1 protein-coding gene is annotated in these 232 nt (G+C 35.3%); it reads left to right on the top strand.

The features are described 5' to 3' along the window. Positions 1 to 83: 83 nt before the first annotated feature. Positions 84 to 232: IS66 family insertion sequence element accessory protein TnpA (tnpA, locus tag CXF72_RS20150; protein ID WP_442966014.1), on the top strand; the 149-nt coding region annotated here is incomplete at its 3' end.

Here is a 232-nt window from a genome sequence, read left to right as displayed (position 1 = left end):
TTTAAAAGTAAGCGCCTAATTAAACCCACATATCAATAAGTTGCTGAATTTGCCATGCTTTCCTTTTTAAGGAGAGCATCATTATGGCAACTGAACGACAAAATCATTGGCAAGGAATTATTGATTCACAAGCAGCAAGTGGATTAACCAAAGCTGAATTTCTTAGGCTCAATAACATTACTTCTTCCACGTACTACTATTGGTTTAATAAACTTAAGGCGAAGGCAACAAA

It is taken from the genome of Psychromonas sp. MB-3u-54 (assembly GCF_002836415.1).
Classification (GTDB): Bacteria; Pseudomonadota; Gammaproteobacteria; order Enterobacterales; family Psychromonadaceae; genus Psychromonas.
The sequence above is the reverse complement of the archived record's forward strand: the minus strand, read 5'-3'. Positions and strand labels throughout refer to the sequence as shown.